The 24,745-nt window shown below is 67.0% G+C and carries 28 protein-coding genes; 15 read left to right on the forward strand and 13 right to left on the reverse strand.

Features of this window, described 5'->3' with window-relative positions:
* Nucleotides 1–8: 8 nt before the first annotated feature.
* Nucleotides 9–788, forward strand: coding sequence for a VOC family protein (locus CYR75_RS11815; protein ID WP_101500218.1), 780 nt, complete (start codon nucleotides 9–11; stop codon nucleotides 786–788).
* Between the two features lie 85 nt (nucleotides 789–873).
* Here the strand turns inward: CYR75_RS11815 and CYR75_RS11820 are convergent, their stop codons facing one another.
* The 10 genes from CYR75_RS11820 to pobA are packed head-to-tail and all read right to left on the reverse strand — an operon-like array spanning nucleotide 874 to nucleotide 9,720.
* Nucleotides 874–2,193, reverse strand: coding sequence for a TRAP transporter large permease (locus CYR75_RS11820; RefSeq protein WP_101500219.1), 1,320 nt, complete (start codon nucleotides 2,191–2,193; stop codon nucleotides 874–876).
* A complete protein-coding gene (locus CYR75_RS11825; protein WP_101501027.1) occupies nucleotides 2,190–2,705 on the reverse strand; it encodes a TRAP transporter small permease in 516 nt (171 codons plus the stop codon). The genes CYR75_RS11820 and CYR75_RS11825 overlap by 4 nt, the downstream gene beginning before the upstream one ends.
* A gap of 15 nt (nucleotides 2,706–2,720) precedes the next feature.
* Nucleotides 2,721–3,746 (reverse strand): TRAP transporter substrate-binding protein, encoded by a 1,026-nt coding sequence (locus CYR75_RS11830; RefSeq protein WP_101501028.1) that lies wholly within the window; start codon nucleotides 3,744–3,746, stop codon nucleotides 2,721–2,723.
* Between the two features lie 22 nt (nucleotides 3,747–3,768).
* Complete coding sequence (locus CYR75_RS11835) at nucleotides 3,769–5,049, reverse strand: lyase family protein (protein ID WP_101500220.1); 1,281 nt, start codon at nucleotides 5,047–5,049, stop codon at nucleotides 3,769–3,771.
* Nucleotides 5,046–5,879: a BKACE family enzyme gene (locus CYR75_RS11840; protein ID WP_101500221.1), complete on the reverse strand. Its 834-nt coding sequence runs from the start codon at nucleotides 5,877–5,879 to the stop codon at nucleotides 5,046–5,048. The genes CYR75_RS11835 and CYR75_RS11840 overlap by 4 nt, the downstream gene beginning before the upstream one ends.
* A gap of 9 nt (nucleotides 5,880–5,888) precedes the next feature.
* Nucleotides 5,889–6,581 (reverse strand): protocatechuate 3,4-dioxygenase subunit alpha, encoded by a 693-nt coding sequence (locus CYR75_RS11845; protein WP_101500222.1) that lies wholly within the window; start codon nucleotides 6,579–6,581, stop codon nucleotides 5,889–5,891.
* 2 nt (nucleotides 6,582–6,583) lie between these two features.
* Nucleotides 6,584–7,306 (reverse strand): protocatechuate 3,4-dioxygenase subunit beta, encoded by a 723-nt coding sequence (gene pcaH, locus CYR75_RS11850; protein WP_101500223.1) that lies wholly within the window; start codon nucleotides 7,304–7,306, stop codon nucleotides 6,584–6,586.
* A complete protein-coding gene (gene pcaC / locus CYR75_RS11855; protein ID WP_101500224.1) occupies nucleotides 7,303–7,770 on the reverse strand; it encodes a 4-carboxymuconolactone decarboxylase in 468 nt (155 codons plus the stop codon). Before pcaC ends, pcaH begins: the two co-directional genes overlap by 4 nt.
* Nucleotides 7,763–8,551 (reverse strand): 3-oxoadipate enol-lactonase, encoded by a 789-nt coding sequence (gene pcaD, locus CYR75_RS11860; protein ID WP_101500225.1) that lies wholly within the window; start codon nucleotides 8,549–8,551, stop codon nucleotides 7,763–7,765. Before pcaD ends, pcaC begins: the two co-directional genes overlap by 8 nt.
* Nucleotides 8,551–9,720: a 4-hydroxybenzoate 3-monooxygenase gene (pobA, locus tag CYR75_RS11865; protein ID WP_101500226.1), complete on the reverse strand. Its 1,170-nt coding sequence runs from the start codon at nucleotides 9,718–9,720 to the stop codon at nucleotides 8,551–8,553. The genes pcaD and pobA overlap by 1 nt, the downstream gene beginning before the upstream one ends.
* A 100-nt stretch (nucleotides 9,721–9,820) precedes the next feature.
* On the opposite strand from pobA, the gene pcaQ reads away from it, so the two are divergent.
* The 3 genes from pcaQ to CYR75_RS11880 all read left to right on the forward strand — a co-directional run bounded on the left by pcaQ (nucleotide 9,821) and on the right by CYR75_RS11880 (nucleotide 12,352).
* On the forward strand, nucleotides 9,821–10,735 hold the full coding sequence (gene pcaQ / locus CYR75_RS11870; RefSeq protein WP_101500227.1) for a pca operon transcription factor PcaQ: 915 nt from the start codon (nucleotides 9,821–9,823) through the stop codon (nucleotides 10,733–10,735).
* Nucleotides 10,736–10,843: 108 nt separating this feature from the next.
* Nucleotides 10,844–11,197 (forward strand): hypothetical protein, encoded by a 354-nt coding sequence (locus CYR75_RS16245; protein ID WP_192876655.1) that lies wholly within the window; start codon nucleotides 10,844–10,846, stop codon nucleotides 11,195–11,197.
* A 150-nt stretch (nucleotides 11,198–11,347) separates the two neighbouring features.
* Nucleotides 11,348–12,352 carry a rhodanese-like domain-containing protein gene (locus CYR75_RS11880; RefSeq protein WP_101500228.1) on the forward strand — a complete coding sequence of 335 codons (1,005 nt, stop codon included), beginning with the start codon at nucleotides 11,348–11,350 and terminating at the stop codon, nucleotides 12,350–12,352.
* A 315-nt stretch (nucleotides 12,353–12,667) separates the two neighbouring features.
* Here CYR75_RS11880 and CYR75_RS11885 read toward each other — a convergent pair whose 3' ends face one another.
* Both CYR75_RS11885 and CYR75_RS11890 read right to left on the reverse strand, forming a co-directional pair.
* Nucleotides 12,668–13,132, reverse strand: coding sequence for a DUF302 domain-containing protein (locus tag CYR75_RS11885; RefSeq protein ID WP_225972710.1), 465 nt, complete (start codon nucleotides 13,130–13,132; stop codon nucleotides 12,668–12,670).
* 1 nt (nucleotide 13,133) lies between these two features.
* Nucleotides 13,134–13,583 carry a thioredoxin domain-containing protein gene (locus CYR75_RS11890; RefSeq protein WP_192876656.1) on the reverse strand — a complete coding sequence of 150 codons (450 nt, stop codon included), beginning with the start codon at nucleotides 13,581–13,583 and terminating at the stop codon, nucleotides 13,134–13,136.
* Nucleotides 13,584–13,683: 100 nt separating this feature from the next.
* Here CYR75_RS11890 and CYR75_RS11895 point away from each other — a divergent pair, with 100 nt between their 5' ends.
* From CYR75_RS11895 to CYR75_RS11940, 10 genes are all read left to right on the forward strand, one after another.
* On the forward strand, nucleotides 13,684–14,421 hold the full coding sequence (locus CYR75_RS11895; protein WP_101501030.1) for a cytochrome c biogenesis CcdA family protein: 738 nt from the start codon (nucleotides 13,684–13,686) through the stop codon (nucleotides 14,419–14,421).
* Nucleotides 14,422–14,560: 139 nt separating this feature from the next.
* On the forward strand, nucleotides 14,561–15,049 hold the full coding sequence (soxX, locus tag CYR75_RS11900) for a sulfur oxidation c-type cytochrome SoxX (protein ID WP_101500229.1): 489 nt from the start codon (nucleotides 14,561–14,563) through the stop codon (nucleotides 15,047–15,049).
* A 45-nt stretch (nucleotides 15,050–15,094) separates the two neighbouring features.
* On the forward strand, nucleotides 15,095–15,550 hold the full coding sequence (gene soxY, locus CYR75_RS11905; RefSeq protein ID WP_101500230.1) for a thiosulfate oxidation carrier protein SoxY: 456 nt from the start codon (nucleotides 15,095–15,097) through the stop codon (nucleotides 15,548–15,550).
* A gap of 35 nt (nucleotides 15,551–15,585) precedes the next feature.
* Nucleotides 15,586–15,915, forward strand: a complete 330-nt coding sequence (gene soxZ, locus CYR75_RS11910) for a thiosulfate oxidation carrier complex protein SoxZ (protein ID WP_101500231.1) — start codon at nucleotides 15,586–15,588, stop codon at nucleotides 15,913–15,915.
* Nucleotides 15,916–15,988: 73 nt separating this feature from the next.
* The gene (gene soxA / locus CYR75_RS11915) at nucleotides 15,989–16,852 is read left to right on the forward strand and encodes a sulfur oxidation c-type cytochrome SoxA (protein WP_101500232.1); all 864 of its coding nucleotides are present in this window, start codon (nucleotides 15,989–15,991) and stop codon (nucleotides 16,850–16,852) included.
* A gap of 67 nt (nucleotides 16,853–16,919) precedes the next feature.
* Nucleotides 16,920–18,611: a thiosulfohydrolase SoxB gene (soxB, locus tag CYR75_RS11920; protein ID WP_101500233.1), complete on the forward strand. Its 1,692-nt coding sequence runs from the start codon at nucleotides 16,920–16,922 to the stop codon at nucleotides 18,609–18,611.
* A 36-nt stretch (nucleotides 18,612–18,647) separates the two neighbouring features.
* Nucleotides 18,648–19,946, forward strand: coding sequence for a sulfite dehydrogenase (gene soxC / locus CYR75_RS11925; protein ID WP_101500234.1), 1,299 nt, complete (start codon nucleotides 18,648–18,650; stop codon nucleotides 19,944–19,946).
* Nucleotides 19,930–20,748: a c-type cytochrome gene (locus CYR75_RS11930; protein WP_101500235.1), complete on the forward strand. Its 819-nt coding sequence runs from the start codon at nucleotides 19,930–19,932 to the stop codon at nucleotides 20,746–20,748. Before soxC ends, CYR75_RS11930 begins: the two co-directional genes overlap by 17 nt.
* Before the next feature lie 57 nt (nucleotides 20,749–20,805).
* On the forward strand, nucleotides 20,806–21,729 hold the full coding sequence (locus tag CYR75_RS11935; RefSeq protein ID WP_101500236.1) for an MBL fold metallo-hydrolase: 924 nt from the start codon (nucleotides 20,806–20,808) through the stop codon (nucleotides 21,727–21,729).
* Between the two features lies 1 nt (nucleotide 21,730).
* Nucleotides 21,731–22,678 (forward strand): MBL fold metallo-hydrolase, encoded by a 948-nt coding sequence (locus CYR75_RS11940; protein WP_101500237.1) that lies wholly within the window; start codon nucleotides 21,731–21,733, stop codon nucleotides 22,676–22,678.
* Here the strand turns inward: CYR75_RS11940 and CYR75_RS11945 are convergent.
* The gene (locus CYR75_RS11945; RefSeq protein ID WP_101500238.1) at nucleotides 22,656–23,747 is read right to left on the reverse strand and encodes a YeeE/YedE family protein; all 1,092 of its coding nucleotides are present in this window, start codon (nucleotides 23,745–23,747) and stop codon (nucleotides 22,656–22,658) included. The two genes, CYR75_RS11940 and CYR75_RS11945, sit on opposite strands and share 23 nt — an antisense overlap.
* A gap of 220 nt (nucleotides 23,748–23,967) precedes the next feature.
* Between CYR75_RS11945 and CYR75_RS11950 the strand changes: the two genes are divergently transcribed.
* A complete protein-coding gene (locus tag CYR75_RS11950; RefSeq protein WP_101500239.1) occupies nucleotides 23,968–24,684 on the forward strand; it encodes a DUF421 domain-containing protein in 717 nt (238 codons plus the stop codon).
* The last annotated feature ends 61 nt before the right edge of the window (nucleotides 24,685–24,745 follow it).

Raw genomic sequence — 24,745 nt, forward strand, 5'->3', positions numbered from 1 at the left:
GCGAGACGATGCAGAACACCCAAGGCATGCCGATCTGGTACGAATTGATGACCAAGGACCCCGGCGCGGTGCAGGATTTCTACCACCGGGTGATGGGCTGGACCTTCGAACCCATGCCAGACGCGCCCGGCGGCGATTACCACGTCGCCAGCATCGACGGCACCTCGGTCGCCGGGCTGATGCAGATGCAGGACAGCCCGCAGGCGATGTGGTTCGTCTATCTGGGCGTCCAGGACGTCGATGCCTCGGCCGCCAAGGTGCAGGCGCTTGGCGGGCGGGTCGAGCAGGCGCCGACCGACATCCCCGGCGTCGGCCGCTTTGCCTTCTGCGCCGATCCGCAGGGGGCGTATTTCTATCTGATGCGCGGCGACAGCGACCAGCGGAGCGAGGCTTTCGCCACCGCCACGCCCGGGCATTGCAGCTGGAACGAGCTGATCACCAGCGATCAGCGGGCGGCGCTGTCCTTTTACGGCCAGCTTCTCGGCTGGGAAAAGGGCGACGCCATGCCGATGGGCGAAGCGGGCGATTACACCTTCCTGATGCTGGACGGGCAGATGATCGGCGCGGTCATGGACAGCCCCGATCCCGACGCCGCGCCCTATTGGAACTTTGCCTTTCAGGTGCCCGAGATCGACGCCGCCGCCGAGGCCGTCCGCGCGGCGGGCGGGGTCGTGCGGATGGGGCCGACGGATCTGCCGGATGGGCAGATGTGGCTGGTCCAGATCACCGATCCGCAGGGGGCCGAACTGATGCTGACCGGGCCGCGAAAAGCGTCCCAGTCGAGCTGACGACGACCGCCCGCCGCCGCGGTTCATCCGACGGCGGGCGGTGCTGACGTGCCAGGGCCACGGCAGGGGCGTTCACGCGGCCCTGCTATCCCAGCAGCCGTCCCAGCCCCAGCGTGATGATCGGAAAGGCCAGCAGCACGCCGATGCGGATCACGTCGCTGATCAGGAAGGGCAGGACGCCGCGAAAGCTCTCCCACATCGGCACATCCTTGGCCATGCCGTTGATGATGAACACGTTCATCCCGACCGGCGGCGTGATCAGCCCGACCTCGACCACCACCACGGCAAGGATGCCGAACCAGATCAGCGTGTCCTCGCGCGTCATGCCGAAATCCAGCCCGCCGATGATCGGATAGAAGATCGGGATGGTCAGCAGCAGCATGGACATCGAATCCATGACGCAGCCCAGCAGCAGATACAGCACCAGCATCGCCATCAGCACCCACATCGGTGACATGCCCGATTGCGAGATCGCGTCGGCCAGCAGCATCGGCGTCCGGGTCTGGGCGAGGAAGGCGTTGAAGGTCTCGGCCCCCAGCAGGATCAAAAAGATCATGGCCGAGGTTGTGGCCGTGCCGCGCAGGCAGGCCATCATCCCGTCCAGCCGCATCCCGCCATGCAGGATCGCCAGCACGCCGGTGCCAAAGGCGCCCACGGCGGCGGCCTCGGTCGGGGTGAACCAGCCGCGATACATGCCGACGATGACCAGCGCAAAGATCAGGATCAGGGTCCAGGTCTCGCGCAGGGCCATCAGCCGTTCAGGCCAGGTGGCGCGGGGACCGGCGGGGCCGTCCTCGGGGTGGCGGCGCACGAAGATGGCGACCGCGACCATATAGCCGACCGCCGCCAGCACGCCCGGCACCATGGCCGCGATGAACATCTTGGCGATGCTCTGTTCGGCCATCAGCGCATACAGCACCAGAATGACCGAGGGCGGGATCAGGATGCCCAGCGTCCCCCCCGCCGCCAGCGAACCGGTCGCCAGCGCGCCGCTGTAATTATACCGCTTCATCTCGGGCAGCGCGACCTGCCCCATCGTCGCCGCCGTCGCCAGCGACGATCCGCAGATCGCTCCGAACGCCGCGCAGCCGCCGATCGAGGCCATCGCCAGCCCGCCCTTGCGATGCCCCAGAAACGCCGCCGCGGTGCGATAGAGCGCCCGGCTCATCCCGGCCTTGGTGGCGAATTCGCCCATCAGCACGAACAGCGGAATGACCGACAGCGAATAGGTCGAGAACTGGTAATAGGTCGAGGTCTTCAGGAACGCGAGCAACGGCCCGCTGCCGGTATACAGCCCATAACCGCCGATCCCCACCGCCAGCATGGCGACGCCGATGGGAATGCGGATGGCCATCAGCCCCAGCAGCACGGCGAACCCGGTCAGCCCGGCGGCGATGCCGGTCATGCCCGCACCAGCCGCAGATGGCCGATCATGGTCGCGGCGCAGGTCGCGGTCAGCAGCATCATGGCCGGGATCACGACGATGAAGCTGTACCAGATCGGGATGCGCAGGACCATGGACTGCTCGCCATAGCGGTGCATCTCGATCCCGCCCAGCGACAGCCGCCACAGCAGCAGCGCGGCGATCAGCAGATAGACCAGATCGCCCAGCGCCTCGAGCAGATGGGTCATGCGCGGCCCGGCCTTCATGGTGAAGAAATCGACCAGCACATTACCGCCCATCGACTGGCACCAGGGTAGAAAGCAGAAGATGGCGATGGCGCTGCCGATCTCGACCAGTTCGAAATCGCCGGGGATCGGCTTGCCCAGCGTGCTGCGCAGGGTGACGCTGGCGACGGTCATCAGCATCATCGCCAGCAGCACCACGCCCCCGAACCCGGCAAAGACCCGGCAGAGCGTCGCCAGCCAGGACGGCAGCGGCACGGGATGAGCGTGTTCGGTCAGTGTCTCGTCCATGCCGCTGCCCATCGCTTACTTGCCCTGCGCCTTGGCCAGTATGGCGCGCGCGTCGTCCAGCATCGCCGCGCCGTCATGGCCGGCCGCGTCCATCGCCGCCACCCAGGCGTCGGTGACGGGCTGGGTCGCCTGCTTCCACGGCTCCAGTTCGGCCTCGGGGATGACCACGATTTCATCGCCCGCCGCAACGGCCTTGGCGCGCTCTTCATCCTCGGCGGCGTCGAAGGCCTCGCCGGCCAGCTTGGCCAGCGTGGCGCCGGTGGTGTCGTCGATCACCTTCTTCAGATCGTCCGGCAACCCGTCATAGGCGGCCGGGTTCATCACCAGCGCCATGACCGAGGTCGACAGCCCGCCATTCTCGGCCCCGAACTCGGTATGGTCGCGGGTCACGCTTTCGATCCGCAGGCTGCCGAACACCTCCCACGGGATCACCGCGCCGTCGATGACGCCGGTGGTCAGCGCCTGCGGCACCTCGGGGACGGGCATCCCCACTGCCGTCGCGCCCAGCGCGTTCAGACCGTCGGTCATGGTCCGCGAGGGGGCGCGGATCTTCAGCCCGGACAGATCCTCCATCGTCTTGATCGGCTTGTCCTTGGTGTGGAACTTGTAGGCGGCGGGGGCGTGGATCAGCAGCGGATGCACGTCCTTCAGCTCATCGCCCAGGTATTTCGCCTGAAACTCCTGCAGGGCCGCCGTCGTCTCGCTGGCCGAGCCGGACATGAAGGGCAGCTCGAACACCTCGGAGACCGGGAAGCGGCCGGGGGTATAGCCCAGCAGCGTCCAGGCCACGTCCACGATGCCGTCGCGGGCCTGATCGTAAAGCTGCGGCGGCTTGCCGCCCAGCTGCATCGAGGGGAAAATCTGCACGTCGATGCGGCCGCCGGATTGGTCCTCGACCATCTTTTCCCAAGGTTCCAGCACGCCCTTTTGCATCGGCGCATCGGCCGACAGGAAGTGGTGGACGCGCAGCGTCACCTCTTGCGCGGCGGTCATGCCGGCCATCGCGGTCAGCGCGACGGTGGCGAGAAGCAGTTTCTTCATCTTCAGTCCTCCCATGTTGTCTTCAGCTTCGGGCTTGCGCGGCGGCATCGCCCGTGTTTCGTTCGGGCGCAAGGATCGCAGCCCAGTCCCGGTCCGGCGCCAGCCCCGCCAGCGCCTCGGCCAGCGTCGCCGCCTGCCCCGACGCCAGTTGCGCCAGCGCCTGCCGGACGATGTCCAGCGCCGCCGCGCGCGGCATGTCGGCGGTCAGATGAAACCCCGCCGCCTCGGCCAGCATGGCGCCACGATCGGCGGCGAAACCGGCGTCGATCCGGTCAGCGTCGGGCCGCAGGGTCTGCGCGAGTTCCCCCGCCAGCCGCAGCGCGGCGCCGGTTCGCACCACCATCTGCGGCAGGGTCTGCCATTCGATTCCCAACGCGCTGCCGTCGCGTTCCTGCGCGTGGACCATCGCCTGATGCAGCATGCCCACCGCGCCCGCGTTCAGCCGCGCAAGCGTCACCAGCGCCTCGGCCGCGACGGGGTTGGATTTCTGCGGCATGGTGGACGAGCCGCCACCGCGCCCGGCCTGCACCTCGGCAATCTCGGACTGGCCCAGCAGGATCAGGTCGGCCCCGATCTTGCCCAGCGACCCGGTCACCAGCGCCAGCCAGCCGCCCAGTTCCACCACCGCGTCCCGCGCCGCGTGCCACGGCACGTCATGCGCGCCAAGCCCGAGTTCTGCCGCCAGCGCCGCGCGCACCGGCTGCATCCGCTGACCCAGCGCCGCCCCGGTCCCCGCCGCGCCGTGCAGCGAGACCGTCAGCAGCCGCGGGCGCAGCTGTTCCAGCCGCTGCAGATGCCGCCGCAGAGGCGCGCGCCAGACGGCGATCTTGGCGCCCAGCGTCGTCGGCGCGGCGATCTGGAACCGCGTCCGCGCGGCGATGGGTTGCTCGGCGAAGTCGCGCGCCTTGGCGGTCAGGGCGCGGTCGAGCGTGACCAGCCGCGCCTCGATCACCCGCAGCGCCGCGCGCAGTTGCAGGATCAGCGCGCTGTCCTGAATGTCCTGCGAGGTCGCGCCGAAATGCACCCAGTCGGCCTCATCCGGACAGGCCGCCTTCAGCGCGCCCACCACCGCCTGCGCGGGGATGCCCGCCTGTGCGACGGCATCCATCAGGCTCGCGGGGTCGGGCGTCAGTTCGCCTGCGGCCGCGTCGATGCGGCGGGCGGCCTCGGCCGAGATGACCCCCAGCCGGCCCTGCACGCGGGCCAGCGCAGCCTCGACCGTCAGCATGGCGGCGATGGCGGCGGGCGCGTCCATCGCGGCCGACAGTTCGGCATCGCCAAAAAGACCGTCGGTCAGGTTCATGCCGGGCGCAGCCCCAGGATCTGCCGGGCCTGCTGCGGGGTGGCGACGGGGCGACCGTGATCCTCGCACAGCGCCACCGCCCGCTGCACCAGCGCCGCGTTCGACGGCGCCAGCGTCTGACGGTCGAGGCGGATGTTGTCTTCCAGCCCGGTGCGGACATGGCCGCCGGCGGTGATCGCCCATTCGTTCAGCACGATCTGCTGCGCCCCGATCCCGGCCGCGCACCAAGGCGCGTCCTCGCCGAACAGGCGCTGAACGGTGCGGACATAGAAATCGAACACCTCGCGGTCGACCGGCATGGCGTTGCGGACGCCCATGACGAACTGCACATAGGGGGTCTCGGCGATCTGCCCCTCGCGCCACATGCGGGCGGCCTGAAAGATATGCGACAGATCGAAGGCCTCGATCTCGGGCTTGATGTCATGGGCGATCATCTCGGCCGCCAGCCACGCCACCAGATCGGGCGGGTTTTCGTAAACGCGGGTCGGAAAGTTGTTCGACCCCACGGACAGCGAGGCCATGTCCGGCCGCAGCGGCAGCATCCCGCCCCGCTCGCGCCCGGCCCCGGACCGGCCGCCGGTGGACAGTTGCACGATGATGCCGGGGCAGTGCTTTTCCAGCCCCTCTTTCAGCGCGGCGAAACGGTCGAGGTCGCTGGTGGGGCGGCCTTCGTCGTCGCGGACATGGCAATGGGCGATGGCGGCGCCGGCCTCGAACGCCTCTTGCGTGCTTTCGATCTGCTCGGGCAGGGTCACGGGCACGGCGGGGTTGTCGGCCTTGGTCGGAACCGAGCCGGTGATCGCCACGCAGATGATGCAAGGCTTGGTCATGGCACCCCCTCAGATGTCGAAGAACACGGTCTCGGACTCCCCCTGCAGGCGGATCTCGAAGCGATAGACCGCCACGCCGTCCCGCTCGCTGCGGGTGGCGATCAGGGTCTCGCGGCGGTTTTCCCATTCGATCAGGTTCAGCACCGGATCGACGGCGTTGGCTTGCGCCTCGTCACTGAAATACATCCGCGTGTTCAGCCCGATATTGATGCCCCGTGCGACGATCCACAGGTTCAGATGCGGCGCCATCGGCGCAAAGCGGTCCTCGACCCGGCCCTGCCAATCGGGATGGGTGTCGCGCACCCGCCCCGCCACGCTGGAAATCATGCGCCCGCGCGGCTCGACCGGGCCGGGCTTGACGGTGTCGAACCCCCATTCGCCGCTGTCGAAATTGGTGATGACGCGGCCCCAGCCGCGAAACCCGTCCTCGACCGGACCGCCGCCCTGCGGGTGGGCGTAATGGCCCTGCGAATTGGCCTGCCAGACCTCGATCAGCGCGTCCTTGACGGGGCTGCCGGTGCCGTCCAGAACCACGCCCTCGACCCGGATGCGCTCGCCCTTGGCGTTCGGCCCGGCGATGTCGTGGCCCAGCTCGCGGCGATAGATGTCAAAGCCGGCCGCACCGGGGGCCAGCCCGATATGGACGAAGGGCCCGGCGGTCTGCGAGGCGGTTTCGCGCAGGTAATACAGCGGTTGCGGCATGGTCAGTTCCCCTCGAGCCGGTTTTCGAACATCGTCGAGCGGCGGCCGCGCAGCACGATGTCAAAGCGATAGGCCAGCGAATCCAGCGGGATGCTGGCGTTCATGTCCAGCCGCGCGATCAGTTGCTCGACCGCCTCGGGGTCCGGGATGGTCTGGACGATGGGGCAGAGCGGGATCAGGGGATCGCCCTCGAAGTAAAGCTGCGTGATCAGCCGCTGCGCAAACCCCGCGCCAAAGACCGAGACGTGGATATGCGCCGGCCGCCAGTTGTTGACCCAGTTCCGCCACGGATAGGCGCCGGGCTTGACGGTGCGAAAGAAATAGCTGCCGTTCTCATCCGTCAGCGTCCGCCCGCAACCGCCGAAATTCGGGTCGATGGGGGCCAGATAGCTGTCTTTCTTGTGGCGATAACGGCCACCGGCATTGGCCTGCCAGATCTCGACCAGCGTGTTCGGCACCGGACGCGCGTTCTCGTCCAGAACCCGGCCATGGACGATGATGCGTTCGCCGACCGGGTCGCCGGTCTTGGCGTAGTTCTTGATCAGGTCGTTATCGATGGGGTCGATGTCGTCATGGCCAAAGACCGGCCCGGTCACCTCGCTGCGCGAGTTCTGCAGCGAGATCAGCGCCAGACGCGGGCTGCGCGCGACCGAGGTCTTGTAGTTCGGCGTCAGCGCCGGGGGCTGCAGGCGGCGGTCGCGCTGATAGAATTCGGCGTCGCTCATGGTCGGTCCCCTGTTCTGGCGGTATCTGTGCTGGCGGTATCGGTGCTGAGGGCATCGCTGTCGGCGTCCATCTGGGCATAGGTCTGCTTGGCCAGCTTCAGCGCGTGATTGGCGCGCGGCACGCCGGCATAGATCGCCACATGCTGGAACGCCTCGAGGATGTCGCGGCGCGAGGCGCCGGTGCGGGCGGTGGCGCGGACATGCATCGGGATCTCTTCGAAATTGCCGGTCGCCGCCAGCAGCGCCAGCGTCAGCATCGAGCGTTCGCGCCGGCTGATCCCGTCGCTGGCCCAGACCGTGCCCCAGGCCGCGCGGGTGATCAGGTCCTGAAACGGCCCGTCGAAATCCGAGGCATCGGCCTGCGCGCGGTCGACATGGGCGTCGCCCAGTACCTCGCGCCGGACCTGCATCCCGCGGGCGTGCCGGTCGGACAGCGCTGCACCGGACGAGTGCGGCTCAGACATGGCCGATATCCGTCAGGAAGCGGGTCAGGATCGCTGCATATTCCGCCGGCTTTTCCACGCAGGGGATATGGCCCGCGCCGGGGATCACGTCGATTCGCGCATCCTTGATCAGATCGGCCGTGCCCTGCACCGTCTCGGGCGGGATCGAGCCGTCCAGCTCGCCCGCGATCAACTGCACCGGCAGGTCCAGCTTGGCGGTGCTGTCGCGCAGATCGGCGGCTCCGATGGCCTCGCAACAGGCGGCATAGCCCTCCAGCGGCTGGCGTTCCAGCATCCGCTGCCAGGGTGCCGCCGCGCCGCTGGCGATGAAGCCGGGCGAGAACCAGCGCTCCATCGTGGCAGCGCCGATGCTGTCCAGCCCGTCGCGGCGGATGGCGTCCACGCGGTCGCGCCACATCGCCTCGTCCCCGATCTTGGCGGCGCTGTTGGAGATCACCAGCCCGCGCAACAGATCGCCATGCCGCGCCGCCAGCGACTGCCCGATCAGCCCGCCGATGGACAGCCCGACAAACACCACCTCGGACAGATCCAGTTCCCGCACCAGCGCCGCCGCGTCATCGGCCAGCTGCTCGATGCTGTAAGGCCCCGGCGTCTGCTGTGACAGCCCGTGCCCGCGCTTGTCATAGCGCAGCGTCCTGACGCCGTCGGGCAGATGCGGCAACAGCGCATCCCAGACCCGCAGATCGGTGCCCAGAGAGTTCGCGAACATCACCACCGGCCCGGCCTTTGGCCCGTCCAGACGGTAATGCAGATCGACGCCGTTCACGCTTTTCGTATCCATCAGTAAGGCAACCCCACATAATTCTCCGCAAAAGCCTTCTGCTGCGCCTCGTTGTCGCGCAGAAAGGCAAGATCGGCGCGCTGCATCTTGAGGTCGAACGGGCTTTGGTCCGGGTAGCGGTGCAGAAGCCCGCTGAACCACCAGCTGAACCGCTCTGCCTTCCAGACCCGCAGCAGCGCGCGCTCGGAATAGCGGTCGATCCCCTCGCTGTCGCCGCTGTCATAAAACTGCCGCAAGCCGTGATAGAGATAATGCACATCGCTGGCGGCGGTGTTCAAGCCCTTGGCCCCGGTCGGCGGCACGATATGGGCCGCGTCCCCGCACAGAAACAGCCGCCCCCAGCGCATCGGCTCGGTCACGAATGACCGCAGCGGCGCGATGGATTTCTCGATCGCCGGGCCGGTCACCAGCCGGTCGGCGACCTCGGGCGGGATGCGGCGCTTGAGTTCCTGCCAAAAGGCCGCATCGGTCCAGTCCTGCGGATGATCGGACAGCGCGCATTGGATATAATAGCGCGACAGGTTCTCGTTCCGCATCGAACACAGCGCAAAGCCGCGGTCGGAATTGGCATAGATCAGTTCGTCATGGACCGGCGGCGTGCGCGACAGCACGCCCAGCCAGCCAAAGGGATAGGTCTTTTCATATTCGCGCCGCACACTCAGCGGGATCGCCTGACGCGAGACGCCGTGAAACCCGTCGCAGCCAGCGATGAAGTCGCAATCGATGCGGTGGTTTTCCCCGTGCTGGTCATAGGTGACATAGGGCTTGTCGGTATCGGCGTCGTGGATGGTGACGTGATCGACCTCGAACTCGGTCCGGGCGCCCACGGCCGCGCGGGCGTCATACAGATCATGCGTCAGTTCGGTCTGGCCATAGACGGCGACCGGGGTTCCGGTCAGCGCCTTGAAATCGATGTGGAACATCTCGCCATCGACGGCGATCTGGGTGCCGTCATGGACATGGCCTTCGGCATGCAGGCGGTCGGCGACGCCGGCTTCCTCCATCAGGCGGACGAGGCCGGTTTCCAGCACACCCGCGCGGATCCGGCCCAGCACATAGTCGCGGGTCTTGCGTTCCAGCACCACGGCCTCGATCCCGCAGCGGTGCAGCAACTGGCCCAGCAACAGCCCCGACGGCCCGCCGCCGATGATGACAACCTGTGTGCGCATGCTCCCCCCGAAACCGCAATCTGGCTGTCCCAAGGCTTGCATGTTGAAGCCGACAAGTAAAATGAGATGATTGCAGCAATACTTGTCGAAATGGGTAAGCATGGACCGCCGTATCAAGATCCGCCACCTGCAGGCCCTGACCGAGATCATCCGTCAGGGCAGCCTCAAACGCGCCGCCGAAACGCTGTGCCTGACCCAGCCCGCCATCTCGCGCACGCTGTCCGAGCTGGAGGACATCGTCGGCGCCGCGCTGCTGAAACGCGGGCGCGGCGGCGTGGCGCTGACCGCCGAAGGCGCGTTCTTTCACCGCTTCGCCCAAGCCAGCCTGACGGCGCTGGAACAGGGCCTCAGCGGGCTGGACGCCGCCGGGCGGGAGGGCGCGATGCAGTTGCGGATCGGGGCGCTGCCCTCGGTCGCGGCCCGGCTGATGCCCGACGTCGCCACCGCCCTTGGCCGTCTTGCCCCCGATCTGCGGCTGAGCATCGCCGAGGGCGCGCATGGCCAGATGATCGCCATGCTGCATTCCGGCGATCTGGACCTGCTGATCGGGCGGCTGGGCGATCCGGCCTCGATGCAGGGGCTCAGCTTCACGCAGCTTTACCTCGAAGATGTGGCGGTCGTGGTGCGCCCCGGCCACCCGATCCTGTCCGACCCCGATCTGCGCCGCATCGGGCAGTTCCAGGTCATCTATCCGCCACCCAGCGCCGCCATCCGCCCGCTGGTCGAACGGATGCTGATCGCCAGCGGCGTGACCGTGCCGCCGAACCGGATCGAGACGGTGTCGGGCGCGTTCGGGCGCGTCTTCACCCAGCAGGCGGATGCGGTCTGGTTCATCTCGGCCGGGGTGGTCGCGCGCGAGGTGGCAGATGGGCGGCTGGTGCGCCTGCCCATTGCGACCGGGCTGACGCAGGGGCCGGTCGGCCTGATGACCCGCGCCGAGGGCGATGAGAGCATGGCGCAGCGCCTGTTCGTGCAGGCCCTGCGGCAGACGGTGGCGCGGCTGGGGCTGGCCTGACGGGTGGGGCAGCGGCCCCCGACCGACCGTCCGTGGAACGCGAGGCCATGCTGGCGGGTTGACCCCCCACACCGCAGCCACGCGGCGACAAACGGCAAGGAGATCCCCATGGCGAATGCAGACAGCAAGAAATACGGCGCCGGTCAGCAGGATCAGGGCAAGGGCGACGGCAGCGGCGGCATGAGCCCGCTGCGCCCCGACACGCCGCTGACGACCGAGATCCTGTCCCCGCGCGACACCTCGCGCCACTCGAAACAGCGCGGGCTGGACTCGCCCTATGTGCAGAACGAGCAGCGCCACCCCAATGTCGACAATCACCCGCCGGGCCAAGGCCCCGCCGGCGATGTCGACCGCGAAAAGCTGGCCGACGAGCGTCCGTCCGACGACAGCGAGCACCTGCCCAAGGGCGGCGTCGAAGCCTCGCCGGATGACAGCGACGACAAGGACGACAGCAAGAAGTGACGCAGGACGGGCCTGGCCGCGCATGGGACGCGGCCGGCCCGGCCATGCGGCACCTGACCCGGCAGGCCTGACGCGGCCACGCCGGGTTTGATTTTTGTCAGGACTTGGCGAAAGATGGGGTCAGTCACCCTTCAAGCAGGAGTCTGGACCATGACCCCCTCTTTCGTGATGAAAGCCGTCGCGGGTGCCGCGATGTCCCTTCTTGTCGGGCTGTCGGGTCCGGCGCTGGCGCAGGATGCCCCCAACCCCCCGGTCCGCGTCGGCATCACCGCCGACATGCCCGAGGCAAGCTGGCAGGGGCAGGACGGCCAGACCGTCACCGTCTCGCGCGACCAGACCCCCGGCGCCACGCTGACCGGCGACTGGGCGCTGATCGGCCATGACTGCCCGCCCTTCTGCATCCAGCCGATGACCCCCGCGCCCGGCGTGACCACGGTGGGCGAGCTGGAGCTGATCGAGGCGATGAAGGAAGGCGACACCATCCTCGTCGATGGGCGCACACCCGACTGGTATGCCGGCGGCACCATCCCCGGCGCGATCAACATCCCCTATACCCAAGCGATCGAGCGGCTGGCCGAGCTGGGCTGCGAGCCGGATTTCGACGGCAAGTTCGACTGCGCAGAGGCAAAAAAGGTCATCCTGTTCTGTAACGGCATCTGGTGCGGCCAGTCGCCCACCGCGATCCGCGCGATGATCAGCGCAGGCTTTCCGGTCGAGCAGATCCATTACTATCGCGGCGGGATGCTGGCATGGCGCCTGCTGGGCCTGACCGTCGAAGGCGGCGGCACCCCCGCACCGACCGACCCCATCGCCGTGCAGGACGTGACCCCCGCCGAGGCCGCGGAACCCGGCGTGGCGCAGGAAGGCGCGGCCGAGGACGGCCTGCCCCAGAACCCGACGCTGGACTCGACGCCTGACATGACAACGGCCGAGGAGAACCCGGTCACTGACGGCCGCACCGAAGAGGCCGCCGAGACCGGCGAGGCCCCCGTCGAAGGCGAAGCCACCGCTGCCACGCCAGAGGATGTGGGCGGGTCGGCGGGCGCGGAGACGCCGAATGGCGAGACACCGGAAGCAGACGCCGCAGGGAATGCTGCCGCGCCGGACAGTCAGTCGGATGCCGCTGCGCCGGATGCCCCAGCCCCGAGCAACTGAAGCCCGCTGCGCGATGCCAGCAGCCCGGACGGGCTGCGGCAGGCGCGATGAGCAGAGCGGAGAGGACCAACCCTTTTCCTGCACATCAAGGCAGGCGGCGAGGCAAATATAACGGGCGCAGCCATCAAGGCTGCGCCCGTCTCTTTGCTTCAGATCAGCTTATGGCAGTCATGCCGCGAAACAGCATTGGCGGAAGCCGCAGGCTGTCTGCCGACCGACAGGCAACCCCCCTAGCCACCTGCCGTCACCTCGCTCATGCGGCCAACGCCGGCAGCTCTACCTCTGCACCGTCTCACACCCGCCAGCCTGCGCCGCCTATTCCGTCGCCGTGTCCACGATCCGGGTCAGCAGCTCGTCCACGCCCTTCATGCTCTCGGGCGCGTGCAGGCGGTGGCCGACGACGACCTTGCCGGGCGCGGCCACGGCCTCGTAGACGAAGATGCCATAGGGGCAATACTGGATGTTGGCGATGTCGGCCTCCATCGCCTGACGCGACAGGATCGCCGAGCAGAAGTTGAAGGTGTCGGCCTCGACATACAGCTCTTTCGCACCGCCGACATCCTCGCGGGTGCGGGCCAGCATCTCGCCGACATGGTTCACGCTGTCGATGACAAGCCCCTCATTGGTGATCGCCTGCTCGACCGCGAAGGCGACATCGGCAAAGCTGCCATCGACCTCTTTGGTGTAGATCCCGGCCTCTTGCGCATGGGCGAGGCCCGCGCCGACGACCATGATCGCGGCCAGTGCCGCAGAGGCGACCCTTGTGGTGTTCAGGCTCATATCACTCCTCCGTTGGTTGTTGGTTCTCTGCTTGCGGCGGTGGCGCGTCGGCGGGCGTCCAGCCGGTCTCGGCCAGCATCCGGTCCAGCAGCACCCAGAAGAACTCGTCGCCGGCATAGCCTTCGATGCGCGACACCTCGGTCCCGTCATCGGTCAGCACGAAGGTCGGCGTAAAGACCGGCGCGCGGCCGGTCAGCACGGTGCCTTCGGGCAGCGGGTCCCTGATGTCCAGACGGTGCAGCGGGGCCGAGAGGCCCTCGGGCGTGCGGGGATAGGCGGGGCCGATCTGTTCGTTCCACAGCTTGCAATAGCTGCACCCCTCACGCTCGAACATCAGCAGTTCCAGCTCGCCCGCCGATGCGGCGCCAGCGGCGGTCAGCAGCGCGCAGGCGGCCAGCCAGCGGCGAAGGCCACGCCCGGACGGCAAAGATGCGCGGATTGCCTGATACACCTGCCCCAGCCCCGTTGACCCCAGCCTCGTTGACGCAATGGACAGAGTGTCGCAGCTTTGCCCCAAGGTCGCAAGCCGGCCGCAAAACCCGGAGGCCATGATGCCAGAGATCACCTATGGCGGCGCGATGCTGGCGGGGCTGCTGTCCTTCCTGTCGCCCTGCATCCTGCCGATGGTGCCGTTCTACCTCAGCTATCTGGCCGGGCTGTCGATGGGCGAGCTGCGGGCCGAGGGCGGGCTGCAGCCGGGCGCGCGCGGGCGGCTGGTGGTGGGCGCCACCGCCTTTGCGCTTGGCGTCACGACGATCTTCGTGCTGCTGGGGCTGGGGGCGACGGCGCTTGGTGCGGCGTTTTCGCAGTATCAGTCCCAACTCAGCTATGTCGCGGCGGCGATCCTGCTGCTGTTCGGGCTGCATTTCCTGGGCGTGATCCGCATCCCGCTGCTGAACCGCGAGGCGCGGATCGATAGCACCCCCGCGCCCGCCACCCTGCTCGGCGCCTATCTGATGGGGCTGGCCTTCGGCTTTGGCTGGACGCCCTGCGCGGGGCCGGCGCTGGCGGCGATCCTGTTCGTCGCCTCGGGCATGGGCGAGGTCTGGCGCGGCGGCGCGCTGCTGCTGGTCTACGGCTTGGCGATGACGCTGCCCTTCGTTATCGCGGCGGCCTTTGCCCAGCCGTTTCTGGCGTGGCTGTCCCGGCATCGCAGCATCGTGGCTTGGGTGGAAAAGCTGATGGGTGTCATGCTGATCCTGTTCGCCGTGCTGATCGCCACCGACAGCGTCAGCCATATCGCGCAGTTCCTGCTGGACCGATTCGATTGGAGCGCGACGACATTGTGACGCAGGCGCCCTGCGACGCTGTCCGGGTTCCGCGCCGGATCAGGGAAAGTTTACCTCGCATCCGCTGTCTGCAAGAATGTCAATTGCATCCGTGGCACGATCTGCGTAACTTTGTCGCAGAGAGGATTGGGAGGTCCGCATGTTTCGTCTTGCCCTTACGCGCCCTGCGTGTGCGGCTGCGCTTGTGGCGCTGGCCGTCGCACCTGCCCTTGCCAGCGATCCGCCGGCCCCGTCGGATGTAGTGTTCGACTCCGGCTCGGTGGCCTCGTCGCTGACCGGCCAGCCCGGCGATGTCGACGAGGGCAAGCGCATCATGTCCACCAACTCGCTGGGCAACTGCGTGGCCTGCCACGAGATCAGCGCCATGCCCGAGGTCGATTTCCAGGGCAATGTCGGCCCGTCGCTGGACGGCGTCGCCGACCGCTATGACGAGGCGCATCTGCGCGGGCTGGTCATCAACGCCAAACAGACCTTCGAAGGCACGGTGATGCCGGCCTTCTACAAGAACGAAGGCTTCATCCGTCCGGGCGAGGGCTATACCGGCAAGGCCCCCGACGGGCCGCTGTCGCCGATCCTTGCCGCCCAGCAGATCGAGGACGTGCTCGCCTATCTGCTGACGTTGAAATGATCGCCGCGCCCCGCGCGGCGCTGCCGACCAAAGAGGAGTGACTTCATGAAACTGAACCGACGCGACGCATTGATCCTGGGCGCCGGCGGTCTGGCGGCCGCGACCCTTGCCGGCCCCGTGCTGGCCCAGGACGCGGCCCCGGCTGCGGCCCAGACCCCCACCAAGTCGGTCGAGGAATGGATCGCCGAATTCACCGGCGGAAGCGAGGTCCAGGAGGGCGGCGTCACCCTGACCGCGCCCGAGATCGCCGAGAACGGCAACACGGTCCCGATCTCGGTGTCCGCCGAGAACGCGGCCGAGATCCTGGTCCTGGCCACCGGCAACCCGACCCCAGGCGTCGCGACCATCAAGTTCGGCCCCGCCGCCGGCGCGCGCCAGTTGGCGACCCGCATCCGTCTGGCCGAAACCCAGGACGTCATGGCCATCGCCAAGCTGGAAGATGGCAGCTTCAGGCAGGCCAAGTCCAATGTGAAGGTGACCATCGGCGGCTGCGGCGGCTGACCCGTCCCTTACGACCGAATTTCAGGAGATAGAGCATGGCGAAAAACGTCAAACCTCGCGTCAAGGTGCCGAAAAGCGCCAAACCGGGCGATGTGATCACGCTGAAGACGCTGATCAGCCACCCGATGGAATCGGGCCAGCGCAAGGATGCCGACGGCAACATCATCCCGCGCGAGATCATCAACCGCTTCGTCGTCGATTTCGCCGGGCAGAACGTCGTCGATGTCACGATGGAACCGGCAATCTCGACCAACCCGTATTTCGAATTCGAGGTGAAGGTCGATCAGGCAGGTGAGTTCACCTTTACCTGGTATGACGATGACGGGTCTGTCTACGAAGAAAAACAAAGCATCGAAGTCGCCTGACCCATGCCCGGGATGCCTTGGCGGCATCCCGGCGCGCAGGATCGTCAGGACGGGCCAACCGGGGGGAACCGCAATGAAAAGCAGAATTGTCGCTTCAGCCTTTGCTGCGGCACTTGTCTCGGCATCGGTCACGGCGCTTGCCGATCCGATCGAGGACACGCAGATCGAGATCAATGGCGGCGAGGTGGTGCTGCCGACCCGCGCGCCCGCGCCGGAGTTTCTGAAGGACACCTTCGACGAGGTTCTGTCCGGCTGGCTGTATCGCGACCCCGACACGCGGGCGATGGAAACCGACGATTTCGAGAATCCGGGCATGATCTTCGTCGATCAGGGGATCGACCTGTGGAACGCCGTGGACGGGTCCGAGGGCAAGTCCTGCGCCAGCTGCCATAACGAGATCGAGGACAGCATGAAGGGCGTGCGCGCCCATATGCCCAAGATGAGCGAGGCCGGCGACGATCTGTGGTCGCTGGAAAACTTCGTCAACAACTGCCGGGTCGAGCGCATGGGCGCCGAGGAATGGGGCTGGAACAGCGCCGAGATGAAGAACATGACCTCGGCCATTTCGCTGCAGTCGCGGGGCGATCCGATCGACGTGGCGATCGACGGGCCCGCCGCCGAATGGTGGGAAAAGGGCAAAGAGATTTACTACACCCGCTATGGCCAGCTCGAACTCGGCTGCTTCAATTGCCACGAGGAAAACGCCGGCAACATGATCCGCGCCGACCACCTGTCGCAGGGCCAGATCAACGGCTTTCCGACCTATCGGTTGAAGGATGCCGGGATCGTCTCGATCCATCAGCGCTTCACCGGCTGCGTGCGTGACACCCGCGCCGAGACCTTCAAGCCCGGCTCGCCCGAGTTCCGCGCGCTGGAGCTGTATGTCGCGTCCCGCGGCGCCGGTCTGCCGGTCGAGGGGGTCGCGGTCCGCCACTAAGCGCCCCGACCGGGACAGGACGGCTTGTCAACGCCCGCATCGATGCGCGGCGAGAAGAGGTTTGACGATGATTACCAAGCGCGAATTCATGCAGGCGGCACTGGCCACCACGGCGCTGTGGGGCGCCTCGGGCTATGGCCGCTGGGGCCGGCTGGCGGCGCAGCAGACCCTCAGCCAGGACAAGCTGCTCGAGTTCGACGATTTCGGCAATGTGACGCTGATCCACATCACCGACGTCCACGCCCAGCTGAAACCGATCTGGTTCCGCGAGCCTGCGGTGAATATCGGCGTGGGCGACGCCAAGGGCCGCCCGCCCCATGTCACCGGCATGGATTTCCTGCAGATGTTCGGCATCCCGCCCGGCAGCCCCGACGCCTATGCGATGACCTGTGAGGATTTCGTGGCGCTGGCGGCCGAATACGGGCGGATGGGCGGCATGGACCGGGTCGCCACCGTGGTCAAGGCGATCCGCGCGGCGCGGCCGGACTCGATCCTGCTGGATGGCGGCGACACCTGGCACGGCTCTTACACCTCGCTCAAGACGCGCGGGCAGGACATGGTCAACGTCATGAACGCGCTTGGCGTGGACGCGATGACCAGCCACTGGGAATGGACCTATGGCACCGAGCGCGTGAACGAGATCGTGGGCGAGCTGCCCTTCCCCTTCCTGGGCGCGAACATCTTCGACGTGGAATGGGACGAGCCGGCCTTCGAGCCCTACAAGATCTTTGAAAAGGGCGGCGTCAGGATCGGGGTGATCGGTCAGGCCTTCCCCTATATGCCCATCGCCAACCCGCGCTGGATGTTCCCCGAATACAGCTTTGGCATCCGCGAGGAACGGATGCAGGCGGTGGTGGACGAGCTGCGCGAGGAAGGCGTCGATCTGGTCGTCTGCCTGTCCCACAACGGCTTCGACGTCGATTACAAGATGGCTGGCCGGGTCAAGGGAATCGACGTGATCCTGTCGGGCCACACCCATGACGCGGTGCCCGAACCGGTGCTGATCGGGCAGACGGTGATGATCGCGTCAGGCTCGAACGGGAAATTCGTCAGCCGGCTGGATCTGGACGTGCGCGACGGGCAGATGCTGGGCTTCCGGCACAAGCTGATCCCGATCTTTTCCGACGTCATCCAGCCCGATGCCGAGATGGCCGCGCTGATCGACAGCGAACGCGCGCCCTATCAGGCCGAACTGGACGAGGTGGTCGGCAAGACCGAAAGCCTGCTGTATCGGCGGGGCAATTTCAACGGCACCTGGGACGATCTGATCTGCGACGCCATGCGGGCCGAGCGGGACACCCAGATCGCGCTGTCACCCGGCGTCCGCTGGGGGCCGTCTCTGGTGCCCGGCGACGACATCCGGCGCGAGGATATCCACAACGCCACCTCGATGACCTATGGCCAGTGCTACCGCACCGAAATGACCGGCGAGACGCTGAAAACGGTGATGGAGGATGTGGCCGACAACATCTTCAACCCCGACCCCTATTACCAGCAGGGCGGCGACATGGTCCGCGTCGGCGGCATCGCCTATGCCATCGACCTGTCGAAGCCGATGGGGCAGCGCATCTCGCGGCTGACCCTGTCGGATACCGGCGAAGAGATCGAGCCGTCGAAATCCTATACCGTCGCCGGCTGGGCCAGCGTCAACGAGGACACAGAGGGGCCGCAGATCTGGGACGTCGTCGAAAGCCATATCCGCAAGACCGGCACCGTCAAGCTGCAGCCGCGCGACACCGTCACGGTCTCGGGCATCTGACGCCCGGCCACACCACCAGCTAGCAAGAGGTTCGACATGACCGAAAGTCCTGACGGACGGGCCAAGCCCCACAGCACCGACCGCCGCCGCTTCCTGACCCGCAGCCTGGCCACCGGCGGCGCACTTGCCACGGCGGGGCTGGTGCCGGCGCGGGCGATCTCGCAAACCGCGCCCGATCCGCTGATCACCGAGGTTCAGCCCTGGGCGCAGTATCTGGGCGACGGGGTGGACGTCTATCCTTACGGCATGCCGATCGAGTTCGAAAGCGACGTGATCCGCCGCAACGTGCCCTGGCTGACGGCGGAAACGGCCTCGTCCATCAACTTTACCCCGATCCATCAGCTTGACGGCATCATCACGCCCAACGGCCTGTGCTTTGAACGCCACCATGCCGGGTCGATCGAGCTGGCCAAGGAGGATTACCGCCTGATGATCAACGGGCTGGTCGATCAGCCGCTGGTCTTCACCTATGCCGATCTGGAACGCTTCCCGCGCGAAAACCGGATCTATTTCCTGGAATGTGCGGCCAATAGCGGCATGGAATGGGCCGGGCCGCAGTTGAACGGCGCGCAGTTCACCCACGGCATGATCCACAACGTCATGTATACCGGGGTGATGGTCAAGGATCTGCTGGCCGAGGCCGGCGTCAAGACCGAGGGGAAATGGCTGCTGGCCGAAGGGGCGGATGCCTCGGCCATGACGCGGTCGGTCCCGATGGACAAGGCGCTGGAAGACTGCATGGTCGCCTTCAAGATGAACGGCGAGGCGCTGCGCAAGGAACAGGGCTATCCCGCCCGGCTGGTCGTGCCGGGCTGGGAAGGCAACATGTGGGTGAAATGGCTGCGCCGGCTCGAGGTCGGCGACCAACCTTGGGAACAGCGCGAAGAGACGTCGAAATACACCGACACGCTCGAGGATGGGCGCTCGCGTAAATGGACCTGGGTGATGGATGCGAAATCCGTCATCACCTCGCCCAGCCCGCAAATGCCCATCCGCCACGGCAAGGGGCGTCTGGTCATCACCGGGGTCGCCTGGTCCGGCCGCGGCACCGTGTCCGAGGTGCATGTGACCACCGATGGCGGCGTCAACTGGCATCAGGCGCGGCTGTCGGGGCCGTCGCTCGACAAGTCCATGCACCGTTTCTATTACGAGATGGACTGGGACGGCCGCCCCATGCTGCTGCAATCGCGCGCCGTCGATTCCACCGGCTATGTGCAGCCGACCAAGGATGTGCTGCGCAAGTTCCGGGGTCTGAACTCGATCTATCACAACAACGGAATCCAGACCTGGGCGATCAGCGCCGATGGGGAGGCCGAGAATGTCGAAATTTCCTGAATTCGTTCTGGGGCTGGCGCTGTCGCTGGCGCTGACCGGGGCAGCGATGGCGCAGGACGCGCCCGACACCGCCGACGCCGCCACCGATGCGCTGAACCTGACCGAGGCCAACGCCGCCGAGGTGAAGGCCGCGACCGAGGCCGAGGCTGACGACGCCGCCGCTGACGACGCGGCCGGCGGCGAGGGATCGGGCGCGGGCAAGGTGCTGCATCTTGGCCGCGCGGCGCTGCCCGAAGAGGTCGCAGCCTGGGACATCGATGTGCGCCCCGACGGTACGGGCCTGCCCGAAGGTCAGGGCAGCGTCGAGGATGGCGAGGTCTTGTTTTCCGACACCTGCGCCTCGTGCCACGGCGAATTCGGCGAAGGCGTGGACCGCTGGCCGACGCTGGCGGGCGGCATCGGCACGCTGGCCGATCAGGACCCGGACAAGACGCTGGGGTCCTATTGGCCCTATCTGTCCACCGCCTATGACTATATCCACCGCGCCATGCCCTTTGGCGACGCGCAGTCGCTGGAACCGGACGAGATCTATGCGATGCTCGCCTATATCCTGAACATGAACGACATCGTGGACGACGACTTCGTGCTCTCGCGCGAGAATTTCCTGACGGTCGAGATGCCGAATGCCGACGGCTTCTTCCGCGACGACCGGGACGAGGTGGAACTGCCCGAGCTGACGCAGGCGCCCTGCATGGAAAGCTGCAAGGACACCGCGCCCGAGATCACGCGCCACGCCAGCATCCTCGACGTCACCCCGGACACGCCGGACGACGGCGCCGAGTCGCCGCCGCCGATGCAGTAACGGGATGCGGGGCGCGCGCCGGTCGTGCCCCGCGTCTTTATCACAAGGGGGAAAGCCATGATCGTGACCCGCCGTGTCGTGCTTGCCGGATCGGCAGCCCTTGCCGCAGGCGCCGTGCTGCCTGCGACCGCCCGCCGCGCCTGGGCGGTGACGACCTGGAAAAGCGATGGGCTCCAGATCGACAGCGCCTCGGACGGGCATCTGGAATTTCCGCCCGAATTCGCCTATGCGACCTTCCCCGAGGCGCAGCGCGCCGATCTGATCGCGCAGTTCGACCTGCCCGATGGCGTGGTCGAAAGCCCGCTGAACGTGACGCTGCTGCGCCAGGGCGACCGGGTGATCCTGTTCGATGTGGGGTCTGGTCCCGACTTCATGCCCACCGCCGGGCGTCTGGTCGATGCGCTGGCGGCCATCGACGTCGCGCCCGAGGACGTGACCGATGTGATCTTTACCCACGGCCATCCCGATCACCTGTGGGGGCTGCTGGATGAGTTCGACGAACCCAGCTTTCCCGACGCGCGGCTGGCGATGGGCAAGGCCGAGTTCGACTATTGGACCGACCCCGCGACCGTGGACACGATCGCCGAAGATCAGCTGTCCTTCGCCGCAGGCGCGATGCGCCGGCTGCAGGCGGTGGCCGACCGGATCGAGACATTCGCCGACGGGGACGAGGTCGCGCCGAATGTCCGCGCCGTCGGCACGCCGGGCCATACCCCCGGCCACATGTCTTTTGCCATCGGCACGCCGGAAGACGGGCTGTTCGTGCTGGGCGATGTGGCCACCACAGTGGTCAGCGTCGCCTATCCGCAGATCGGCGCGGGCACCGACCACGACCCCGACCTCGCCGCCCGGACCCGCGCGGCGGTGCTGGCGCGGCTGGCGGATGAGGGGTGGACCACGCTCGGCTATCACCTTCCGCAGGGCGGCATCGGCCGCATCCAGCGCGACGGCGATCGCTTTACCTATGTTGCAGGAGCCTGAAATGCGCGCAGCCCTGACCCTTGCCCTGTCGCTGCTGGCCGGTGCGGCCTTTGCCGACGACACGCCGGACAAATACCCCGAGTCGGTTCTGTATGACAAACCGGTCGAGGTCGCGCCGGGCGTCTACAGCGCCATCGGCGCCACCCAGCCGCCGACCTATGAAAACGCCGGCCACAACAACAACCTGTCCTTCATCGTGACCAGCGATGGTGTCGCGGTGGTCAATGGCGGCGCGTCCTGGAAGCTGGCCGAGGCGCTGCATCACGAGATCGAGCAGGTCACCGACCAGCCTGTCAAGCTGGTCATCAACGAAAACGGTCAGGGCCATTCCATGCTGGGCAACAGCTATTGGGCGGCGCAGGGCGTGCCGATCCTCGCGCATGAGGACGCGGCCGAAGATTTCGCCGAGATGCAGGGGCCGCAGGGGCTCGAGGCGCTGAAATCCTATGCCCGCGAGAACGCCGAGGGCACAACCATCGTCGCCCCGACCGAGACCTTCACCGACCGCAAGGAGATCCAGATGGGCGACACGCGGATCGAGGTGCTGCATCTGGGTCCGGCCCATTCGCCCGGCGATACGCAGGTCTGGCTGCCCGACCAGAAGGTGCTGATCGCGGGCGACATCGCCTTTTCCGAACGGATGCCGCCGATCTTTCAGGGCACCTGCACAAGCTGCTGGATCGAAACCTTCGAGACCAAGCTCGAACCTCTGGGGGCCGAGATCATCGTGCCGGGCCACGGCGCGGCCACCGATCTCGACACGGTGCGTCAGGGGACGGTGGGTTATCTGAAGGATCTGCGCGAGAAGATCGGCGCCCATATCGAAGAGGGCGGCGATCTGGCCGGGGCATACTACGTCGACCAGTCAAACTGGGAATATATGGACACCTTTGAAGAGCTGGCGACCAAGAACGCCGGCGTCGTCTTCACCGAGATGGAGTTCGAGTGAACCCCCGCGGCGGACGCACCCCCTCGCGTGGCTGATCGACCAGCCAGTCGGTCACCACGCCGCCGACCCACATCGAAATCAGCGCCACCCAGGCCGTCAGCGCAAAGATCGAGCTGCCGCTGACGCCGTTCCCGATGGAACAGCCGCCCGCCAGCATCCCGCCGAACCCCATCATCACCGCCCCCGCCATGGCGCGGCGGGTCTGGCCGGGGCTTTCGAAGGTCTGAAAGCGCAGCTCCCCCACAATGGTGGCGGCAAGGAACGAGCCGATGAAGACGCCGGGGACAAGCCCGATCTCGAAGCTCCAGTTGCCGAAGGGTTCGAGCATGGCCATCAGCGTGTTGGCCGACGGGCCGGTGAAGGTGATCGAAGAGACCGTGATCGGCTCGAACGCGACCTGCGACAGGCTGAAGGTCAGGAAATAGCCGATGGCGACGGTGACGCCCACGCCCGCGCCAAAAAACAGGATGCCGGTGGAAATCCGGTTCCGCCGCGCCAGATACAGCGCGAGGATGGCGGTCAGCAGGCCCAGCATCAGCCCCGACCAGTCCGGCAGGCCCAGCACCCGCATCAGGTCCAGATTGCGCCCGCCCGGCGTGACCCACAGCGCCGCCAGATCGATGCGCGCCCCGCTCATCCAGCCGCGCAGCGCCATCTGCGCGCTGACCGCAAAGATCAGACCGGACAGGATCGAGCGCAGGTTGCCGGTCGCCGCCAGCACCAGCAGCCGCCCCGGACAGCCGCGCGCCAGGATCATCCCCGCGCCAAAGATCAACCCGCCTATCAGCGCCCCGCTGAGACTGCCGGTCACCGCCATCATCCGCGCATCGGCAGGATGAAACCACCCATTCAGCCGCGCGACCTGCACCCAGACCACGGCCGAGGAAAAGGTCAGCAGCCAGACCGCCATGCGCGGCCCCAGACGGCTGCGGGCGAACTCCACGGTCGCGGCGCGCAGGCAGAAGGCCGAGCGCTGCGCCGCGACCCCGAACAGGATGCCGACGAACAGCCCGATCAGCGCCGAGGCCGGATAATCGCCGACCAGATCGGTGAAACTGGAAAGATCCATGACGATCCCTTCGCTCGCGCCGCCAAATGCCTTCTTGCGCGGTGGCCGCGACCCCGCGGCCGGTTGCTGCAATTGTCGGGTCTGGGCGTCCCGGTTTCAAGTCCCGCGCGACGGACCGCCCCTGATGCGCGGCGACAGCGGCAAATCTGACCCCGCGAGTCGAACGAAACCCCACCGACAGGAGTTTGCCGCGTAAGCAAGCGCAAGAATGGCGGCCTGAATGTCTGAAACCATCGTCCCTTTCGAAGCCGGCCGGATGTGGGTCGGGGCAGAGCCGTGGCTTTTCTATCTGGAAATCGTCTTCCGCAGCACGATCGGCTATCTCTACTGCATCCTGCTGATGCGGGCGCTGAACGGGCGGACGGCGGCGCAGGTGTCGAAAATCGATCTGGTGCTGGTCATCGCGCTCGGCTCGGCGGTGGGCGATCTGACGCTGTATAATGACGTGCCGATCCTGCATGCGCTGACGGTGGTGACGGTCATCATCTCGCTGACCAAGCTGATGGACCTCGCCCAGCAGAAATCTGAGACGGTGAACCGGGTGCTGTCCGATCCGCCGGTGGTGATCATCAAGCACGGCGTCATCGACCAGAGGGGCCTGAAGTCGCAGGATCTGAACGCGCTTGAGGTGATGGAGCAGCTACGCCTGAGCGGGGTCCGCAATCTGGGCCAGGTCGAATGGGCCTTTCAGGAGGCGAGCGGCGCCTTCAGCGTCTTTTTCCACGACGAGCCCGAACCCGGCCTGCCCATCGTCCCCCCGCATGATCTGGCCCCCGCCCCGCCCGAGTTTCCGTCGCCCGACGCGGGTGAGGACGCCTGCTGCCAGAAATGCGGCGCCATCGTCAGCGATGACGGCACCGGCGGCAACCTGCCCTGCCCCAATTGCGGCGCGCAGAAATGGACCCGCCCCGTCACCGCCGAGCGGCGGCAACGATAAGCGCCGCTGCCTGAAGGGGTGGCCCATGCCCCGGAAATTCGTTAGCCCATGAAGACGCGGG

It is taken from the genome of Paracoccus jeotgali (genome assembly GCF_002865605.1).
GTDB lineage: Bacteria > Pseudomonadota > Alphaproteobacteria > Rhodobacterales > Rhodobacteraceae > Paracoccus > Paracoccus jeotgali.